This is a genomic window from Vibrio sp. S457-15, assembly GCF_000960545.1.
GTDB lineage: Bacteria > Pseudomonadota > Gammaproteobacteria > Enterobacterales > Vibrionaceae > Vibrio > Vibrio parahaemolyticus.
The window spans coordinates 22,862-40,839 of the sequence record NZ_JYOQ01000114.1 but is presented as its reverse complement, the minus strand read 5'-3'; the positions used below and the strand labels follow the sequence as shown (position 1 = coordinate 40,839).

Here is a 17,978-nt window from a genome sequence, read left to right as displayed (position 1 = left end):
TTTATGCTACCTGCTCGTTTGACTTTGCGTTCTTTTTCGATGACTTACGGAAGCGGTAACGCTTATCAGAAATCGCTAGTGCGCCACCTAATGCCATGATCAAAGAGCCAGCCCAGATCCAACGTACGAACGGCTTGTAGTAAATGCGCACCGCCCAAGAACGGTTATCTTCCAAACGCTCCCCCATCGCGATGTAAAGGTCGCGAGTGATGCCACGATCAATGGCCGCTTCTGTCATCATCGACTTCGCGGTGCGGTAGAAACGCTTCTCGGCATGAAGTGTATTGATGTACTTACCATCGTGTGTGATTTCGAAATCAGCGATGTAACCATCGTAGTTCGGACCGTCTTTATCGCGAAGACCCGAGAAGTAGAAATCATAACCTTCGATTTGGAAGTGTTCACCTGGCGCTAAACGCACATCACGCTCAATGCTGTAGTTTTGTACCATAGCGATACCAATGATCGTCACAGCAAGACCGATATGACCAAACATCATCGCCCAGTGGCTACGTTGAAGCTTACGAACACCTTCAGCAAAACTGTGACGGTGCGTCGCACGCTCATGCAATTCGAACGCATGCATTGCCACGATCCAAATCGACATAACCCAGCCGATGTACGCCATCACTGAGAAGAAATCAGCAAATAGGAATACACAAACCGCCGCCAACGCCAGAGACACAGTGCCCGACACAAGCATAGGCTTCACAATCGAAGATAACTGGTCACGCTTCCAACGGATAAGAGGACCGATACCTAGCAAGAAGGCAAACGGCATCATGAGCCATGCAAATAGCATATCGAAGAATGGGGCACCGATAGAAACCGAGCCCAAACCGAGCTGCTTGTGAACCAATGGCAACAACGTACCAACTAAGACAACCACAAGAGCTGCAATTAGCAAGACGTTATTGGCAAGAAGCGCGTTTTCGCGCGACACTAAATCAAAGTTACCACGAACACGTACCGCCGCACCTTTCACCGCAAATAGCAGTAAAGAGCCACCGATAACGAAGACAAGGAAACCAAGGATAAACATACCGCGAGAAGGATCGGACGCGAACGCGTGTACCGACACCAAAATGCCCGAACGAACTAAGAAAGTACCTAACAAACTCAACGAGAATGCAGAGATCGCTAGCAATACTGTCCAAGCTTTAAATGTACCGCGTTTTTCCGTTACTGCTAGCGAGTGCATGAGTGCAGTGCCTGCTAGCCAAGGCATAAAGGATGCGTTTTCTACTGGATCCCAGAACCACCAGCCGCCCCAGCCAAGTTCGTAATAAGCCCACCAAGAACCTAGTGCGATACCCAAAGTTAGGAATACCCATGCCGCCGTTGTCCAAGGACGAGACCAGCGCGCCCATGCTGTATCAAGACGACCTGTCATTAGAGAGGCAATCGCGAACGAAAACGCAACAGAGAAACCGACGTAACCCATGTACAGCATAGGTGGATGCACAATCAGCCCTGGGTCTTGCAGAAGCGGGTTCAAATCTCGACCATCAACAGGGAAGAACGGTAACGTACGTAGGAATGGGTTTGACGTTAAGATAATAAACAGTAGGAAACCTACTGAGATCATACCCATTACGGCAAGTACACGTGCAACCGACTCTTGTGGCATACCGCGGCTGAATGTAGCAACCGCGACAGTCCAACCTGCTTGGATAAGCACCCAAAGCAATAGGGAACCTTCGTGTGCACCCCATACCGCTGTCAAACGGTAGTACCAAGGCAGTTGGCTGTTTGAGTTACTTGCTACGTATTGCAGAGTGAAATCGTTAGTATAAAAACCCCAACACAAAATCACGAACGAGAAAAACAGCATGATGAACATCGACCAAGACAGCGGTCGAGCGGTATTCATCAGCATCGTATTATTGTTTGATGCGCCCCATAGCGGCAGTACAGAAAGCAGTACCGCCATCGCTAAAGATAAAATGAGGGCAAAATGGCCGATTTCAGCAATCATTCGCCGCTTCCTTGTTTTTGTTCACTGCTGTATTGCAATGGTTCATGCGTTTTCTTCATGGCTTCTGCAATTTCAGGCGGCATGTATTCTTCGTCGTGTTTAGCGAGAACTTCAAACGCTTCAACTGTCGTTGCGTCTTTTAGAACACCTTGCGCAACGATGCCCTGCCCTTCACGGAACAAATCAGGAAGAATACCTTCGTAAGTGATCGTTACTTTGGGACCCACATCATGCAGATCAAAGCTCACTTTAAGAGAGTTAGGATCACGACGAACCGAGCCTACAACCACCATACCACCAATACGAAGACGCTGACCAACCTCAGGTTTAGTACCATCTGGCTTACCGTTGACCAGTTCAGTTGGCGTGTAGAAAAGGTCCATATTTTGGTTAAGCGCATATAGCATTAAACCGATGGTGGCACTGATACCGATAAAGATCGCCAGAACAATACCTAGCCTCTTTTTACGTCTCGGGTTCATAAGGTGTTCTCCATATTCTTCGCTGCGTCAATACGCGCTTGACGGTCAATTTTCGCTTTCACTTCTTTCATTAATGCATCACCGCGACGTAGGCTGGTGATTAGAAGGATAAGCATTGATAAAAAAGTAATGCCGAACGCGCTCCATACGTATGACGCATAGCCACCCATGGCAAAAAAGTCGCTCAGAGATTCAAAGTGCATCGTTAATTACCTCACTGAGTTTTGTCTGTTGCGAGCTCGCGAACCCAAGGGCGATGACTTTCTTTACTGATGATTTCGTTACGGAAACGCACCATAGTCACAGCACCAAAGAAGAACGCAAAACCAAAGATGTTCAGCAACAGTGGCCAAAGCATGTCGGATGAAATTGAAGGTTGTTCGAATTTCGTAATTGTTGCGCCTTGGTGAAGCGTGTTCCACCACTCAACAGAGAAGTGGATGATTGGCAGGTTCACTACGCCAACAATCGCCAAAATACCCGCTGCTTTTGCAGCCGTTTTTTGGTCATCAAACGCGTGGTAAAGTGCTATCACACCAAGGTAAAGGAATAGAAGAATAAGTTCAGAAGTAAGACGAGCATCCCATACCCACCAAGTGCCCCACATCGGTTTGCCCCAAACGGCACCGGTCAGAAGAGCAATAAAGGTGAATACTGCGCCGATCGGTGCCATCGCAAGAGCGGCCATATCTGATAAGCGAACTTGCCAAACCAAACCGATAAAGGCAGCAATCGCCATCGACATGTACACGCCCATAGACCAAATAGCAGATGGAACATGAATATAAATAATTCGGAAACTGTCACCTTGTTGGTAATCAGAAGGCGCAAACGCCAGTCCCCAAACGGTACCTACCGCTAGGCATACGAGGGCCAATACAGAAAACCAAGGTAAGAACTTACCACTCAAACGGTAAGCTGCTTCTGGCTTGGCATAAGGATGTAGCCATTTCCACATGTTTAGTTCTCACTCTTACTTCAGGGACACTGTCTAAGGGGTCGAGACCGTAGCAGTGCTTTAATAATAATTCTTTGATCAAGCGTCGTGTTAATGACACTTTATTGAGTTAGTTAACACTAACTCGCAACGCGGCGCTGATTGCAAATGGCGTGAGAGTTATCGCGCCCATTAACATTGCACCTAAAATCGCCAATTGACCGTTATACGCCATACCTAACGCAGCAGCATCAATCGCCGATGTTGCGAAAATCAGAATTGGGATATAGAGCGGAAGAATAAGCAAACTCAAAAGAACGCCGCCCTTTTGTAACCCAACTGTCAGCGCCACACCAATAGCACCGATAAAACTCAGTGTCGGGGTGCCAATCATTAACGTGAGCACCACAGACAACCAAGTGTTAAAATCCAGAGAAAGTAATACTGCCAATAGCGGGCTGATCAAAATCAGCGGTAATCCCGTTAGCACCCAATGAGCTATGACCTTAGATATCACTACAAGTTGCAAGGGAATTGGCATGAGCATCATTTGCTCTAACGCACCATCTTGAAAATCATCACGAAATAGACGTTCTAATGATAATAATGCCGATAGCAATGCGGCAACCCAAACAATGCCCGCTGCAATACGTGCTAACAAATTAGGTTCAGGCCCAATACTCAATGGAAACAAAGTAATAACAATAATAAAGAACCAAAGCGGGTTCAAAATGTCGGCTTGGCGACGAAATGCAATCAAGAGTTCGCGGCGAATAATAGTTGTCATGGCCGAAATCATATCAATCACCCAATTTTATTTTTCTAAGTTTAGGGCTGTCAGCAAACATATCTTGGTGCGTCGTTAACATTACAATGCCACCGTTATCGGCATGCTGAGCAAACAGAGCTTCAAGCACTTTGACACCTTGTTTGTCGATTGCTGTTAGTGGTTCATCCAAAATCCACAAAATCTGCTTACTTAGCCAAAGTCTAGCCAAAGCAACGCGACGCTGCTGACCCGCAGAAAGTTGTGCTACAGGTACATCTTCTCGCCCCGCAAGCCCCACTTGGGTTAAAGCAGTAAAGATTTCTTCATCGGAAGTGCTGTTATTTTGAATAGATTGGTAAAAACGTAAGTTTTCAAATGCGGTGAGTTCGCGCTTTACGCCAGTTTGATGGCCGAGAAATAGCAAGTCTTGGTGGAAGACATCACGAGATTTTTCAACCTCTTCACCTTTCCACTTGATCATTCCTTCTTCTCTATCGCCTAACCCTGTAATAATGCGCAGTAGCGTCGTTTTACCTGTGCCATTACGCCCTTCGATCTGGACTAACTCACCAGGCTTAATTTCAAATTGCAGGTTTTCAAACAGGACCCTTTCATCACGGATCGCAGTCAGGTTAGACACTTCTAACATAGGGCTTCAACTTCATAAGGAACGAAGGGCTATATTAACACAGCTTACTTGTGACAAAACAGGATAAGAAAGCAGGGATGTATGTAAGTTCATGTATTTTTGTTAACTTACTGTCACACTTTGATAAAATTAACCATAAGTGGCTATAAGTTTTTATTTTAGATATAAAAAAAGAAGCCGAAGCTTCTTTTTATTCTCTTTATCGTCGACGCCCACGTGGTGGGTAATTCGAATCATCGGAAGGTTGACTGCTTAATGGCGGGATCTTCTCTTTTCCAGCCAGTTTTTTCTGCAAAGAGAGCATCAACTCTGCTTCTGCTTTTGGCAGTTCACACTCTTCGATTAGCTCGTCGATATCAGCCCCTAACTGCACCATTTTGGTTGCTCTACTGTATAAGCGACCATCAGTATCAGCGTGTTCTAGTTCGCGAATCCGCTCATTAAGATGTTGGATGATATCTTGCTGCTCAGTTACTTTTTGGCCAAGACCAACCACAACCGAGCGTACCTCTAGTAGCTGCTTGTTCAGCTTCTGCACTTCTTTATCCGCGTGTCGTGCCTGCGCTCGCTGTTGGTCCATTTGCTTTTGCAAACTAGCACGAATGCGCAGCTGCAACACAACCAACACCAATACAATAAAAGCAATGCCACCCGCGAGGAATGGTACAGATAAAAAAGTCTCTTCAGCCATCATCATTCAGCCAATTATAGGTGAGCCATCTCGTCCCATTCGTCGTCAGTTAGCAGCTTGTTCAAATCAACAAGGATCAGAAGCTTACCGTCACGGTTGCTTACACCTTGGATGAATTTCGCGCTTTCGTCTGTACCTACAGAAGGCGTAGTGTCGATCTCAGAAGAACGTAGGTAAACTACCTCAGCAACGCTATCTACCAAGATGCCGATAACTTGACGCTCTGATTCGATCACGATGATACGTGTGTTATCAGTTACTTCGCCTTCCATCAAACCGAAGCGTGAACGTGTATCGATAACCGTTACAACGTTACCACGTAGGTTGATGATACCTAGTACGTAATCTGGCGCACCTGGAACTGGAGCAATTTCAGTGTAACGAAGAACTTCACGAACTTGCATTACATTGATGCCGTACGTTTCTTCTTCTAGTTGGAACGTCACCCACTGAAGAACTTCGTCATTCGATGTATCTTTCTTCACTTCTACTTCAAAAGCTTGAGACATAGTTAATCCTCGTTAATGTCGTTCCCGACTTAAATCTAATTCAGTGATTTTACATCTAAACCGGCGTTTAGCATGTCTATAAGTGCTTGGACATGAATTAAAGCACACATTTTTTCTTTCACCATGCCCGCTAGCCAAGGGCGTTTACCCGCTTGTTCTCGCCAACGAACATTGTCGCCATTTAGGGTTTCAGTACCCAATAGTTGGTTACTGGCCAAACCCCACATGCTTTCACCAAGCATGACAACGTATTGGTAATTATCTTTGTATTCATCCCCACGGAGTTTGTCTGCCATCACCCACTTTGCAGTGTCGACGACATCAAACTGCTGTTCGCGGTTCGTCTGTAAACCTAAGTACCAGGCTGGTCGACCAATAAGGTGGTTGAGCTCGGTAATGCGATGAATGCCACCCAATTCATCGAGCGGTACGGCAAATGTCACTTCGTTGACATCAAAGTAAAGCACTTGAAAATCTTCACTTCTTTGCGTGCCTTCCCACGTATTGGGGATCGCAGGGCTCGCCTCGGTTTCCAGTTTCGTTTCGGTTTGCTGTTCTATCGCGATGTCTTGTTCTATCTCAGGAACAACTTCTACCGCTTCGACTTGAGCTACCTCAGTTTGAATTACTTCAGAAACAGGCTCTTCTATCACCCATTCTTGAATTTCTTCAACCACTTCTATTGGTGACTCAACAGCTACTTCAACGTCTGGTTGTATCGACTTTGCGTGAATCGCAATATCGATGGTGTTCTGTTCCAAAATGTCGTCTATGTCTAACTCATCTACGACATTGGTCGATTCGAGTTGACTCAATAACCTTTGAACGTCTTCTAAATTCGGCGCTTCCAGTTGCGGTGCGTAGTTTTCGCTAAACTGGTAAGAGTCTGACTCTGCGTATTGCATCTGGAGCTCTGGCTCTGGCTCTGGCTCTGGCTCTGGCTCTGGCTCTGGCTCTGGCTCTGGCTCTGGCTCTGCAGAGGATAGCTCCTGAGCGAGCAAGTCAAGCTCATGTTCGAGATCAGTCACCTCAACTTCTTCACCGAGTAATGCACTGAAGTAATCATCAAGCGCCTGCTCGCTGGAAAGTACGCTGTTACTGCTCATCGAACGCTAACCTCTCCAAGTAAATCAATAGCTGTTTGTACGCAAACACACCACGGCTACCGGATGCAAAGTGCGACGCTGGTAAGTGTTTCAAACTTGCGTCTCGGAACTTGGTGTCAATCGGTACTGCGGAAGTCCACACTTGGTTCGGGTAGTCTTTTTTCAGTTGCGTCAAAGTCTGCAACGAAGCGCGAGTTCGCTTGTCGTACATGGTTGGTACGATGGTGACTTTGAACCCATCTGGACGTGATTTCTGCATGATCGTCAACGTACGAATCATACGTTCCAAGCCTTTCATCGCGAGGAACTCAGTCTGTACTGGGATCAAGATACGATCACTCGCCGCGAGTGCATTAACCATCATCACACCAAGGATTGGTGGACAATCGATCAACACGTAGTCGTAATCTTGCGAAACCGCTTGAAGTGCGCGCTTCAAAATCAACCCCATGCCACTGCGGTTACCCATTACGCGGTCTAGCGTAGCCAATGACATGTGCGCAGGAATGATGTCCATTCCTTCCAACTCGGTTTCTAAGATCAACGGCTTAATCGTATCGCGAGTGAACGTCTTTAGCTGAAACAGATCGAACAAGCTTGATGACACGGTATCTGAGTCGTAACCAAGATAAGTCGTCAGTGACGCATGAGGATCGGTGTCGACCATCAATACACGATGACCTTTCTGACTCAACAAACCTGCTAGTGTCACTGTTGATGTGGTTTTTCCTACCCCACCTTTTTGGTTAGCTACACTCCAAACGATCATGATTTATCCTACGCTAAACCCACTTCCACCAGCATGCGTTCTGCAATTCGGTCAAGAGGTAAATCTTCAGAAGAAATGCCCGCTTTAGCAACAGCTTGAGGCATACCGTAAACCACACAGCTTTCTTCATCTTGTGCCCAAATGGTTGAACCTGCCGATTTCAGCATACGTGCACCTTCTCGGCCATCTGCACCCATTCCGGTGAGCACCATAGAAAGCACTTTGTCGCCGTAAACTTTCGCCGCCGAGCCAAAGGTCACATCCACACACGGTTTGTAGTTCATGCGATCACCGCCATCAATGATGCGAAGGCGAGCAGCACCTGCACGACCATCAATCATCATTTGCTTGCCGCCTGGCGCTAGGTAAGCCACACCAGCTTGTAACACATCACCGTCTTGTGCTTCTTTCACTTGGATCTTACACAACGTGTTCAATCGACTTGCAAATGCCGCCGTAAATGTCGCAGGCATATGCTGAATCAGCACGATTGGATGTGGGTAGTTCATCGGCAGACGAGTAAGAATTTTTTGTAAAGCAACTGGGCCACCAGTGGATGTGCCAATCGCTGTTAACTGGTATTTCTTACCCGATGCGCGGAACTTGGTTGCTGCCGGCCGAGCCGGAGCCGATGCGGCAGGCGTAGCGGTTCTTGAAGCCAGTGGGCGCGCAGCACTAGTTGCAGCAGCTGGACGCGCTACAGGGCGGCGCATGAAAGCACGCTTAGAGGCAATTTGAATGACACGTTGCTGAAGCAGCGAAACCGCTTCATCGCGGTTACGTGCAATATCTTCAAACTTCTTCGGTAAGAAGTCCAGAGCACCAGCGTCCAACGCATCAAGAGTTGCTTTCGCCCCATCATGAGTCAGGGACGAAAACATCAGAATTGGCGTTGGAGATGCGGCCATGATTTCACGCACAGCCGTAATGCCATCCATAACTGGCATTTCAATATCCATGGTGATGACGTCCGGCTTGAGAGCTTTGGCTTTTTCGACCGCTTCTCTGCCATTTACCGCAACGTCAATCACTTCTAGGCGCGATTCTGAGTTGATGATTTCGCTTACGCGACGACGGAAAAAACTCGAATCATCAACGACTAGTACTTTAATCGCCATTTTGTTCCTTTTCTTTACGTCAGCTTAGATGCGCGAAGCTGCTGCGTATTGCTTCAATAGATCTGGCACATCAAGAATCAATGCAATGTGACCATCACTGGTAATCGTCGCACCAGCCATGCCTGGTGTACCTTGCAATAAGTTATCTAATGGCTTGATAACCACTTCTTCTTGACCGATAAGCGTGTCGACGACAAAACCAACGCGTTGGCTGCCGATCTGCACAATCACAACATGACCATGACCGATGCGTTGCTCCACGCGAGGAGACTTAGACGCCAACCAGTTTTGTAGGTAGAACAGTGGAATAGACTTATCGCGAACGATGATGGTTAACTGACCATCTACCACGTTGGTGCGGCTTAAATCTAAGTGGAAAATCTCGTTTACTGACGCAAGTGGTAGTGCAAACGGATGACCGCCAACACCCACCATTAAGGTCGGCAAAATCGCAAGAGTCAGTGGCACTTTGATGGTGATCTTCGTGCCCTTGCCTAGCTCTGAATCGATGTCGATAGAGCCGTTTAGGGTGTTGATCGCCGTCTTAACTACGTCCATACCCACACCGCGGCCTGAAATATCAGAGATTTTCTCTTTACTTGAGAAGCCAGGGGCGAAGATAAGGTTAAAACACTCTTTATCCGATAAACGCGCTGCTGCATCTTCGTCCATCATGCCGCGTTTTACCGCAATGCCACGAAGTTTGTTAGGATCCATACCGCCACCGTCATCAACGATAGCCAATTCGATATGGTCACCTTCTTGTGAAGCAGATAGGATGACTTTACCAGTGCGCGATTTACCCGCTTTTACGCGGTCTTCTGGCATTTCAATGCCGTGGTCAACCGAGTTGCGCACCAAGTGGATCAATGGATCCGCTAGCGCTTCTACTAGGTTTTTATCGAGATCGGTTTCTTCACCGCGCATTTCCAGCACGATGTCTTTATTTAGGTTACGCGCCAAGTCACGTACAACGCGAGGGAAACGGCCAAATACTTTCTTAATTGGCTGCATGCGCGTTTTCATTACTGCACCTTGAAGGTCTGCAGTAACAACGTCTAGGTTTGCCACAGCTTTCGACATTTCTTCATTGTCGCTGTTCAAACCAAGACTTAATAAGCGGTTACGTACCAACACGAGCTCACCCACCATGTTCATGATGGTATCTAGCGTTGATGTATCAACACGTACCGTCGCTTCTGCTTGTGGCTTTTTCACCGCTGGTGCAGACGCTTTTGACTCCTCTTTCACCGCCACAGGTTTTGCTGCCGGCTTTGGAGCAGAGGCTGGCGTTGAAACCGGAGCAGGCTGCGCAACAGGTGCTGGTTTTGGCGCTTCTGGTGCTAGAGCGGAAGCAGGCTTAGTTGCCATATCAAGCTCTTCAAGCGTTGGGCCTTTGCCCGCACCGTGTAGCTCGTCAAGCAGCTTCTCAAACTCTTCATCGGTCATCAGGTCGCTATCGCCTGAAGCAGCTGAAACCGCAGGAGCAACAGGTTCTGGTGCTTTAGGCGTCTCTACAGGAGCGGCTGTTGCAGCTGAAGGGCTCTGACCAACACCATGCAATTCATCGAGAAGACGTTCGAATTCGTCATCGGTGATATCGCCATTGTCCAGAACAGGCGCACTTGCTTGAACAGGTGCAGCCGCTGCTGGAGCTGGTGTCGATGCGCCTGGTGCAGCACCTTTACCGTGCAGCTCATCAAGAAGCTTTTCAAACTCGTCTTGAGTAATTTCGTCGACAGAACCTATAGAACCCGCCTCCGTTGTGTTGGCTGCAGGGGCAGCTGGCACTTCGTTAGCAGGTTCTGGGATAACTGGTTCTGGAGTAACGATAGGTTCTTCAACCACAGTAGCTACTTCGTCTTCAGACTCAGGCTTACATAGACGGTGCAGTTCATCCAGCAACGCAGGGTCTGCAGCTTCTAACGCTTCTCGATCTTGCACAGCTTGGAACTGGGTATTTACCGTATCCAACGCCTTCAACATGGTATCCATGAGGCTTGGCGTTACAGAACGTTGGCCATTTCGCAACACGTCGAACACGTTCTCTGCACCGTGGCAGGTGTCGACCAGTTCAGCTAAGGATAGGAAACCGGCACCACCTTTCACGGTATGGAAACCGCGGAAGATAGCATTAAGTAAGTCTTTGTCTTCTGGATTGTTTTCTAACTCAACCAGCTGCTCAGAAAGCAGCTCTAGGATTTCTCCGGCCTCAATTAGAAAGTCCTGAAGGATATCTTCGTCTAAATCGTAGCTCATACGTTACCTTTAAAATCCAAGACTGGACAACAAGTCATCGACTTCGTCCTGCGATGAAACCGCATCTTCTCTCAGTTCTGGATGAAGAATAGGGCCTTCGGCTTCGCTTGATTGTTTAATCTTTTTATCTGCCGGTTCTGACAAAACTTGAACCTGTTCTGCTGGTTTTTGGCCAGAGAATACGGTGAGGATTTCCACCAAACGGCCTTCTACTTCGTTTACCAGCGTAATTACGCGACGAATAATTTGACCCGTTAAGTCTTGGAAGTCTTGCGCCATAAGAATTTCGGTCAACTGACCGCGCAATTCAGTGCTATCACCTTCGACCTGAACAAGCAGTTTGTCGATACGGTGACACAGAGCTTTGAATTCGCTTAATTCAATGCGCCCGTACATGAGTTCATTCCATTGAGGACGAACTTGTTGAAGGCAATCATGCAGGTTATCGGCGATTGGAAGGCAGCAATCTACTGCATCCATCGTCTTGTTTGCTGCCAGTTCCGTTTTCTCGATCACATAGTGCAGACGATCCCGAGCATTCGGGATTTCATCTTTAGCTATTTCGGTCATGCGTTGATCGAGGTTGAACTGCTTTAGTGAATCATGAAGGTCTCGAGTCAGTGTTCCGATTTCTTGCAAAACCGGATTCTCTGTACCTTCATATAGCGAGGCAACAAGCATATTCGCTTGATCTTGTTCCCCGTTTTCTAGCATTTGAACGAGCGACTTCGCCTGCTCTAGTGAGATCATTCTGAATAGACCCTTTTACGTTTAGTTCTTCTTATCGCTTCGAAAACGTCAAACGAGTCATTTTATGTGTATGTATTATTTGGAATAAACGACTCGAATAACAAAGAGAAAGAGAAAGAGAAAGAGAGAGTTATAAACGTTCGAAAATTTTCTCTAATTTTTCTTTTAGTGTTGCAGCAGTAAATGGCTTAACAATGTAGCCGTTTACACCTGCTTGAGCAGCTTCGATGATCTGCTCACGCTTCGCTTCAGCCGTGATCATAAGTACAGGAAGGTGCTTAAGCTCTGCATCGGCACGGATGTGTTTAAGCAAATCGATACCTTGCATTCCTGGCATATTCCAGTCGGTTACAACAAAATCGAAGTCACCTTTTTTCAGCATTGGTAATGCAGTTAAACCGTCGTCGGCTTCTTGAGTGTTATTGAAACCCAAGTCACGAAGCAGGTTTTTAACAATACGGCGCATTGTTGAGAAATCATCAACAATAAGGATCTTCATGTTTTTATTCAAAATTGCCTCCACTGAATCGTAAAATCAGTGTTTTTAGTCATTTTGTGTCCACGCACTGAGCTTGGTGCGTAAACGTTGCATCGCTTGGCTTAGTATTTGGCTTACACGAGATTCGCTTACACCTAATACATCACCAATTTCTTTCAAATTGAGTTCTTCGTCATAATAAAGCGAAAGTACTAAAGCTTCACGCTCTGGAAGCTGTTTTATTGATTCAACCAGTGCTTTTCTGAACGATTCATCTGCTACCCCCTTAAATGGGTTGCTGTCATCAGTTTCATCTGCTGGTGAAATCACATCATCAGAAACGCCTAAATCTTCAATACCAACTAATCTTGAGCAGTTTATATCGGTCAGAGCACTATGATATTGATCCAGTGACATCCCGAGATGTGCTGCTACTTCAGAATCTGTCGGATCACGATTTAACACGCCTTCCAGCTCTGCGACCGCTTGATTAATTTCGCGATTATTCTTATGAACAGAACGCGGTACCCAGTCACCTTTGCGCATGTCATCTAACATGGCGCCACGAATGCGGATACCAGCATAAGTTTCAAAGCTCGCACCTTTAGAACCATCATAATTCTGCTGAGCTTCGATAAGACCGATCATGCCGGCCTGAATTAAATCCTCTACCTGAACACTCGGCGGTAAACGGCCTAACAGGTGGTGAGCAATACGCTTAACCAACACAGAGTAGCGCTCAATGAACGCTTGCTGACTATTAAACTTGCCATGCTGGTCATAGGTTATCGCTTTATTCACCAAAAGGGTCCTCTGCGAATTCGGTACGATTTAGCAACCTTTCCACAAAAAATTCCAAGTGTCCACTTGGTGTTTTCGGTAGTGGCCACATCAGCGCTTTGTTTGCCAATGAGCTGATAGCTAAAGCCGCAGGAGAGCGAGGGAACGCATCAACGACAATTTTTTGTCTTTTTACGGCTTGTCGTACTTTATCATCTAATGGAATACATGCTACGAGCTCAAGGCTTACATTCAAGAACCGCTCTGTGACTAGCGTCAACTTTGCAAACAATTCTCGACCTTCTCGGTAGCTTCTGACCATATTTGCAACAACTTTAAAGCGTTGGACTTGGTGTTCTTTGCTCAAAAGCTTAATTAGTGCATAAGCATCAGTGATAGAAGTCGGTTCGTCACAGACTACTACAACTACATCTTGAGCTGCACGAGAAAAACTAATAACCATATCAGAAATGCCAGCTGCTGTATCAATTAGCAGGATGTCCATTTCATCTTCAAGACTACCAAATGCGCGGATGAGTCCAGCATGTTGAGCATGAGAAAGCTCAGTCATGCTTTGTGTGCCAGAAGTTGCAGGGATTATCTTTATACCATAAGGCCCTTCAACAATCGCATCTTTTAGCTCACATTCACCCGCTAGCACATGTCCCAGGTTACGTTTTGAACGAATTCCGAGCATTACGTCAACATTAGCCAGACCTAGGTCAGCGTCGAGAACCATCACCTTTTTGCCTTGGCGAGCCATGCAGATCGCCAGACCCAGCGTTACGTTAGATTTCCCCACACCACCTTTGCCGCCAGTAACAGCAATCACTTTTGTCAACGATGGTTGTGTTAAGCGACGGAGGCCGCTTGCTTGATCGTGTATCATATTCTCAGTCATAGTAGTCCGCCGCCCTAGAGTCCTTCGTTGTCACTGTTCCAAAAGTGAGGTTCGTTCTCTGTCGACTTCTCTAACAGTTCGTTTGCTTTCGCAAGCATGTATTTTGGTTGTGCTATCACAATGTCTTCAGGCACGCGCTGACCATTTGCTATGTAAGCCACTGGCATTGCGTTTTGAATCACCACACTAATGAATTCTCCTAAGCTTAATGACTCATCAAGCTTAGTGAGAATACAACCCGACAGCGGAATGCGTCGGAAGTGATCCAGAGTTTCTTGTAGAACTCGACGTTGTGCGGTAGCTGGCAAAACAAGGTAGCTATGAATCACTTCACCACTCTCTTGCATTAGGGTATCGAGCTGCTCGGAAAGCCTCACATCTCTTTGTCCCATCCCTGCCGTATCGACCAAAATCAGTCTTCTGTTTCTTAGCTGATATATAACATCGGCTAATTCGTTAGAATCTTTAGCAACTCTTACAGGACAACCCATAATTCTCCCGTAAATGGAGAGTTGCTCATGCGCACCTATGCGATATGTGTCTGTTGTCACAAGGGCCACATTGTCGGCACCGTATTCCATGGCTGCGCGTGCAGCAAGCTTCGCAACAGTTGTCGTTTTTCCGACGCCTGTAGGGCCAAGCAATGCAACCACACCACCACGTTTTAAAATATCTTGTTTTGGTATGTTAATTTGATCCGCAACGAGTGACAGCAAAGCCTTCCACGCACGTGCAGGCTTGGTGTCTTCTGGGATGTAACATGCCATTTGGTCTGCAAGCTCAGGAGACACGCCCATACGCTCTAAGCGTTTGATAAGCATGGCTCTTAATGGCTCACGACGTTCCACTTCTTGCCACATTAAGCCGGAGACTTGATGTTCCAGCAGACGACGAATCGAGGTCATCTCTTCGCGCATGTTCTCCAGCTCTTTTGCTGACTCGTCACGCTCTTCAGAGGATGGGCGACGACGGTCATAGCGCGTAGGATCTAACTTCGGCGTTGGTCGCTCAAAACGGTTATCTTGAGCAATCAATTTCGCCAAAGGAGAGTCCGGCTGGTATGGCACGGGCTTTTCTTGGTTGTAGCTTTCGCGGTGCTTATTTTGGCGTTGCAATAGGGCTGATAACGAATCTTCGTTTTCCGCAACATGATCGTCAGATTCTGCTGCGCCACCACTGTATTGCTTCAGCATGTTCGCGAATCGCTGTGTCATCGAGCCTGATTTTTCTTTGCTGTTTTGTAGGCTAATTTTATCTTCATCTAAACTGCGATCTTGAAAACGATCGGCCGCTGATGACGACATTTGACGATGTTCGTTATAGCGATTCGATTGAGAAGCACCACGATTTGATTGCGAAGAAGCACTGGATGAAGACGGATTGGATTCATTATCCACTGCAGCAACAATCGCTACACCGCCTGCCACTTTCTTGTTTGACATGATCACCGCATCTGCACCCAACTCCTCTTTCACTTGGAGCAGCGCTGATCGCATGTCTTTGGCAAAAAATCGCTTTATTTTCAAACTATGAATCCATTAATGATGCGTGAGATTAATTACCCACGGCTTGCACAATTCTGATCTGTTTTTCATCCGGTATTTCTTGATAAGACAGTACCCGGAGATTAGGTATTGTGTTCTTCACAAACTTAGCCAGTGTGGATCGCAACACGCCAGACGTAAGTAGAACGGCAGGTTCGCCCTTCAACTCTTGCTCTTGCGTTGCATGGCTTAGTGAAGACTGCAAACGTTCAGCGAGTCCTGGCTCAATGCCAGCAGATTCGCCTCCCGAGGCTTGCATAGTTTGATGCAATATTTGTTCCAGCTCAGGAATCAAGGTAATCACTGGCAGTTCTGGCTCTATACCATTGATTTCCTGAACAATTAGACGTTTCAGACTGATTCGAACCGCCGCTGTTAATATGTCAGGTTCTTGACTCTTACTTGAGTACTCAGCCAAGGTTTGTACGATGGTACGAATGTCGCGAATTGGAATGGCTTCATTCAACAAGTTCTGCAACACTTTCACCACCACACCTAATGGGAGTTGATCCGGAACGAAGTTCTCCACCAATTTCGGTGCACTTCGGCCTAGCATCTCCAATAAATTCTGTACTTCTTCATGACCAATCAACTGCGATGCGTTGTTGGTTAATAACTGACTTAGATGCGTTGCCAATACCGTCGATGAATCCACCACGGTATAACCAAGAGCCTGAGCGTGCTCGCGCTGCTCTTCACGAATCCACACGGCTTCTAGGCCGAATGCCGGGTCCATAGTCGGTTCGCCATCAATCATGCCGTAAACCTGACCTGGGTTAATCGCCAGTTCTTGATCTGGGCGAATTTCCGCTTCACCCACCGCAACGCCCATCAGGGTAATTCTGTAGCTGTTTGGCGTCAGCTCAAGGTTGTCGCGAATGTGTACAGCTGGGATCAAGAAACCAAAATCTTGTGAGAGCTTTTTACGAACGCCTTTCACGCGCTCTAATAACTCTCCGCCTTGGTCACGATCCACCAGCGGGATTAATCGATACCCCACTTCTAAACCAATAATATCAACAGGTTGAACGTCATCCCACGATAACTCACGTTGAGAAATCGGCTCGCTGCCATCTTCTGCTTTCGCAGGTAATGCTGGTTCTTTTGCTTTCTGCTTCTGACGCTTGTCAATTAAGTAAGCACCCGCGCCAGCAGCAACTGCCAACGTTAAGAAAGCAAAATGCGGCATGCCCGGTACGATACCCATCACGCCTAAAATTGCCGCCGTGATCATCAACGCTTTCGGATTGTCGAACATTTGGAAAACCAACTGCTCGCCCATGTCTTCATCGGTGTTTTGGCGCGTTACCATCATCGCCGCTGCAATTGACAGCAATAGCGATGGAATTTGAGCAACCAGACCATCACCGATCGTTAGCAAGGTATAGATTTGGATCGCTTCACCAAAGCCTAACCCGTACTGCGCCATACCAATCGACAGACCGCCGATGATGTTGATAAACAGAATCAAAATACCGGCTATCGCATCGCCTTTTACAAACTTGGACGCACCATCCATTGAGCCGTAGAAATCTGCCTCTTTGGTCACTTCAAAACGACGCACGCGCGCTTGCTCTTGGTCGATAAGGCCTGCGTTTAAGTCCGCGTCAATCGCCATCTGTTTACCAGGCAACGCATCAAGGGTGAAACGAGCGCTCACCTCCGAAATACGCCCCGCACCTTTGGTCACAACCATAAAGTTAATGATCATCAAGATGAGGAAGACGACTAAACCGACTGCGTAGTTACCGCCAATTACAACGTTACCAAACGCCTCGATAACGTTACCCGCTGCATTGCCCCCTTCATGGCCGTGAAGTAACACGACACGGGTGGACGCAACGTTCAGCGCCAAACGCAACAACGTCGCGATCAGCAGCACCGTTGGGAACGCGGCGAAATCTAACGGACGGCGTGTATATACCGTCACCAACAACACCACCATGGCTAAGGCGATGTTAAAGGTGAAGAACATATCCAGTAGGAACGCGGGTATCGGTAATACCACCATCGCAAGGGTGGCCAAAACCATGACAGGCGCGCCAATAGCTGGCATCTCACGCTGACGAATTCGTGGCAATTTATCTGCAAACGGCAGGCTTAACTTCATACTGCGAGGTATCTCAATCGAATTGAAGCGTCACGCGAATACGCACTTTAATACGTATGTCTAATGTTTATACGCGACCACTTTCGCCTAAAAGTTTAGGTATAGTTGATAATTAGTCGACTTAAGCAATCTATGTACCAAAATCAAC

18 protein-coding genes are annotated in these 17,978 nt (G+C 47.0%); all 18 read right to left on the bottom strand.

Going from position 1 to position 17,978, the window contains the following annotated elements; translation table 11 throughout:
* Position 1: 1 nt before the first annotated feature.
* On the bottom strand, positions 2-1,978 hold the full coding sequence (locus UF05_RS09165; RefSeq protein WP_005484508.1) for a heme lyase CcmF/NrfE family subunit: 1,977 nt from the start codon (positions 1,976-1,978) through the stop codon (positions 2-4).
* Positions 1,975-2,460, bottom strand: coding sequence for a cytochrome c maturation protein CcmE (gene ccmE, locus UF05_RS09160; RefSeq protein ID WP_005457727.1), 486 nt, complete (start codon positions 2,458-2,460; stop codon positions 1,975-1,977). Before ccmE ends, UF05_RS09165 begins: the two co-directional genes overlap by 4 nt.
* Positions 2,457-2,663, bottom strand: a complete 207-nt coding sequence (gene ccmD / locus UF05_RS09155) for a heme exporter protein CcmD (protein WP_005457743.1) — start codon at positions 2,661-2,663, stop codon at positions 2,457-2,459. The genes ccmE and ccmD overlap by 4 nt, the downstream gene beginning before the upstream one ends.
* An 11-nt stretch (positions 2,664-2,674) precedes the next feature.
* The gene (locus UF05_RS09150; protein WP_005494383.1) at positions 2,675-3,418 is read right to left on the bottom strand and encodes a heme ABC transporter permease; all 744 of its coding nucleotides are present in this window, start codon (positions 3,416-3,418) and stop codon (positions 2,675-2,677) included.
* Positions 3,419-3,527: 109 nt separating this feature from the next.
* Entirely contained in the window at positions 3,528-4,196 is a 669-nt protein-coding gene (gene ccmB, locus UF05_RS09145) for a heme exporter protein CcmB (protein ID WP_005457672.1), read from the bottom strand.
* Position 4,197: 1 nt separating this feature from the next.
* Positions 4,198-4,815 carry a cytochrome c biogenesis heme-transporting ATPase CcmA gene (gene ccmA, locus UF05_RS09140; protein WP_005457758.1) on the bottom strand — a complete coding sequence of 206 codons (618 nt, stop codon included), beginning with the start codon at positions 4,813-4,815 and terminating at the stop codon, positions 4,198-4,200.
* 199 nt (positions 4,816-5,014) lie between these two features.
* The gene (locus UF05_RS09135) at positions 5,015-5,506 is read right to left on the bottom strand and encodes a DUF2802 domain-containing protein (protein WP_045545783.1); all 492 of its coding nucleotides are present in this window, start codon (positions 5,504-5,506) and stop codon (positions 5,015-5,017) included.
* A 14-nt stretch (positions 5,507-5,520) separates the two neighbouring features.
* The gene (locus tag UF05_RS09130) at positions 5,521-6,015 is read right to left on the bottom strand and encodes a chemotaxis protein CheW (RefSeq protein ID WP_005438733.1); all 495 of its coding nucleotides are present in this window, start codon (positions 6,013-6,015) and stop codon (positions 5,521-5,523) included.
* A 35-nt stretch (positions 6,016-6,050) separates the two neighbouring features.
* Positions 6,051-7,121, bottom strand: coding sequence for a chemotaxis protein CheW (locus UF05_RS09125; RefSeq protein ID WP_048852451.1), 1,071 nt, complete (start codon positions 7,119-7,121; stop codon positions 6,051-6,053).
* Positions 7,111-7,890, bottom strand: coding sequence for a ParA family protein (locus UF05_RS09120; protein ID WP_045545689.1), 780 nt, complete (start codon positions 7,888-7,890; stop codon positions 7,111-7,113). The genes UF05_RS09125 and UF05_RS09120 overlap by 11 nt, the downstream gene beginning before the upstream one ends.
* An 8-nt stretch (positions 7,891-7,898) precedes the next feature.
* Positions 7,899-9,008, bottom strand: coding sequence for a protein-glutamate methylesterase/protein-glutamine glutaminase (locus tag UF05_RS09115; protein ID WP_023623284.1), 1,110 nt, complete (start codon positions 9,006-9,008; stop codon positions 7,899-7,901).
* Between the two features lie 24 nt (positions 9,009-9,032).
* Complete coding sequence (locus UF05_RS09110; protein WP_045545688.1) at positions 9,033-11,267, bottom strand: chemotaxis protein CheA; 2,235 nt, start codon at positions 11,265-11,267, stop codon at positions 9,033-9,035.
* Between the two features lie 9 nt (positions 11,268-11,276).
* Positions 11,277-12,017: a protein phosphatase CheZ gene (locus tag UF05_RS09105; RefSeq protein WP_005457755.1), complete on the bottom strand. Its 741-nt coding sequence runs from the start codon at positions 12,015-12,017 to the stop codon at positions 11,277-11,279.
* A gap of 130 nt (positions 12,018-12,147) precedes the next feature.
* A complete protein-coding gene (gene cheY / locus UF05_RS09100; protein WP_021451399.1) occupies positions 12,148-12,516 on the bottom strand; it encodes a chemotaxis response regulator CheY in 369 nt (122 codons plus the stop codon).
* A 45-nt stretch (positions 12,517-12,561) separates the two neighbouring features.
* Positions 12,562-13,296, bottom strand: coding sequence for an RNA polymerase sigma factor FliA (locus tag UF05_RS09095; protein WP_005457739.1), 735 nt, complete (start codon positions 13,294-13,296; stop codon positions 12,562-12,564).
* A complete protein-coding gene (locus UF05_RS09090; RefSeq protein ID WP_005457698.1) occupies positions 13,289-14,176 on the bottom strand; it encodes a MinD/ParA family protein in 888 nt (295 codons plus the stop codon). The genes UF05_RS09095 and UF05_RS09090 overlap by 8 nt, the downstream gene beginning before the upstream one ends.
* A 14-nt stretch (positions 14,177-14,190) precedes the next feature.
* Positions 14,191-15,702, bottom strand: a complete 1,512-nt coding sequence (gene flhF, locus UF05_RS09085; RefSeq protein WP_005457694.1) for a flagellar biosynthesis protein FlhF — start codon at positions 15,700-15,702, stop codon at positions 14,191-14,193.
* A 28-nt stretch (positions 15,703-15,730) separates the two neighbouring features.
* The gene (gene flhA / locus UF05_RS09080; RefSeq protein WP_005457662.1) at positions 15,731-17,830 is read right to left on the bottom strand and encodes a flagellar biosynthesis protein FlhA; all 2,100 of its coding nucleotides are present in this window, start codon (positions 17,828-17,830) and stop codon (positions 15,731-15,733) included.
* Between the last annotated feature and the right edge of the window lie 148 nt (positions 17,831-17,978).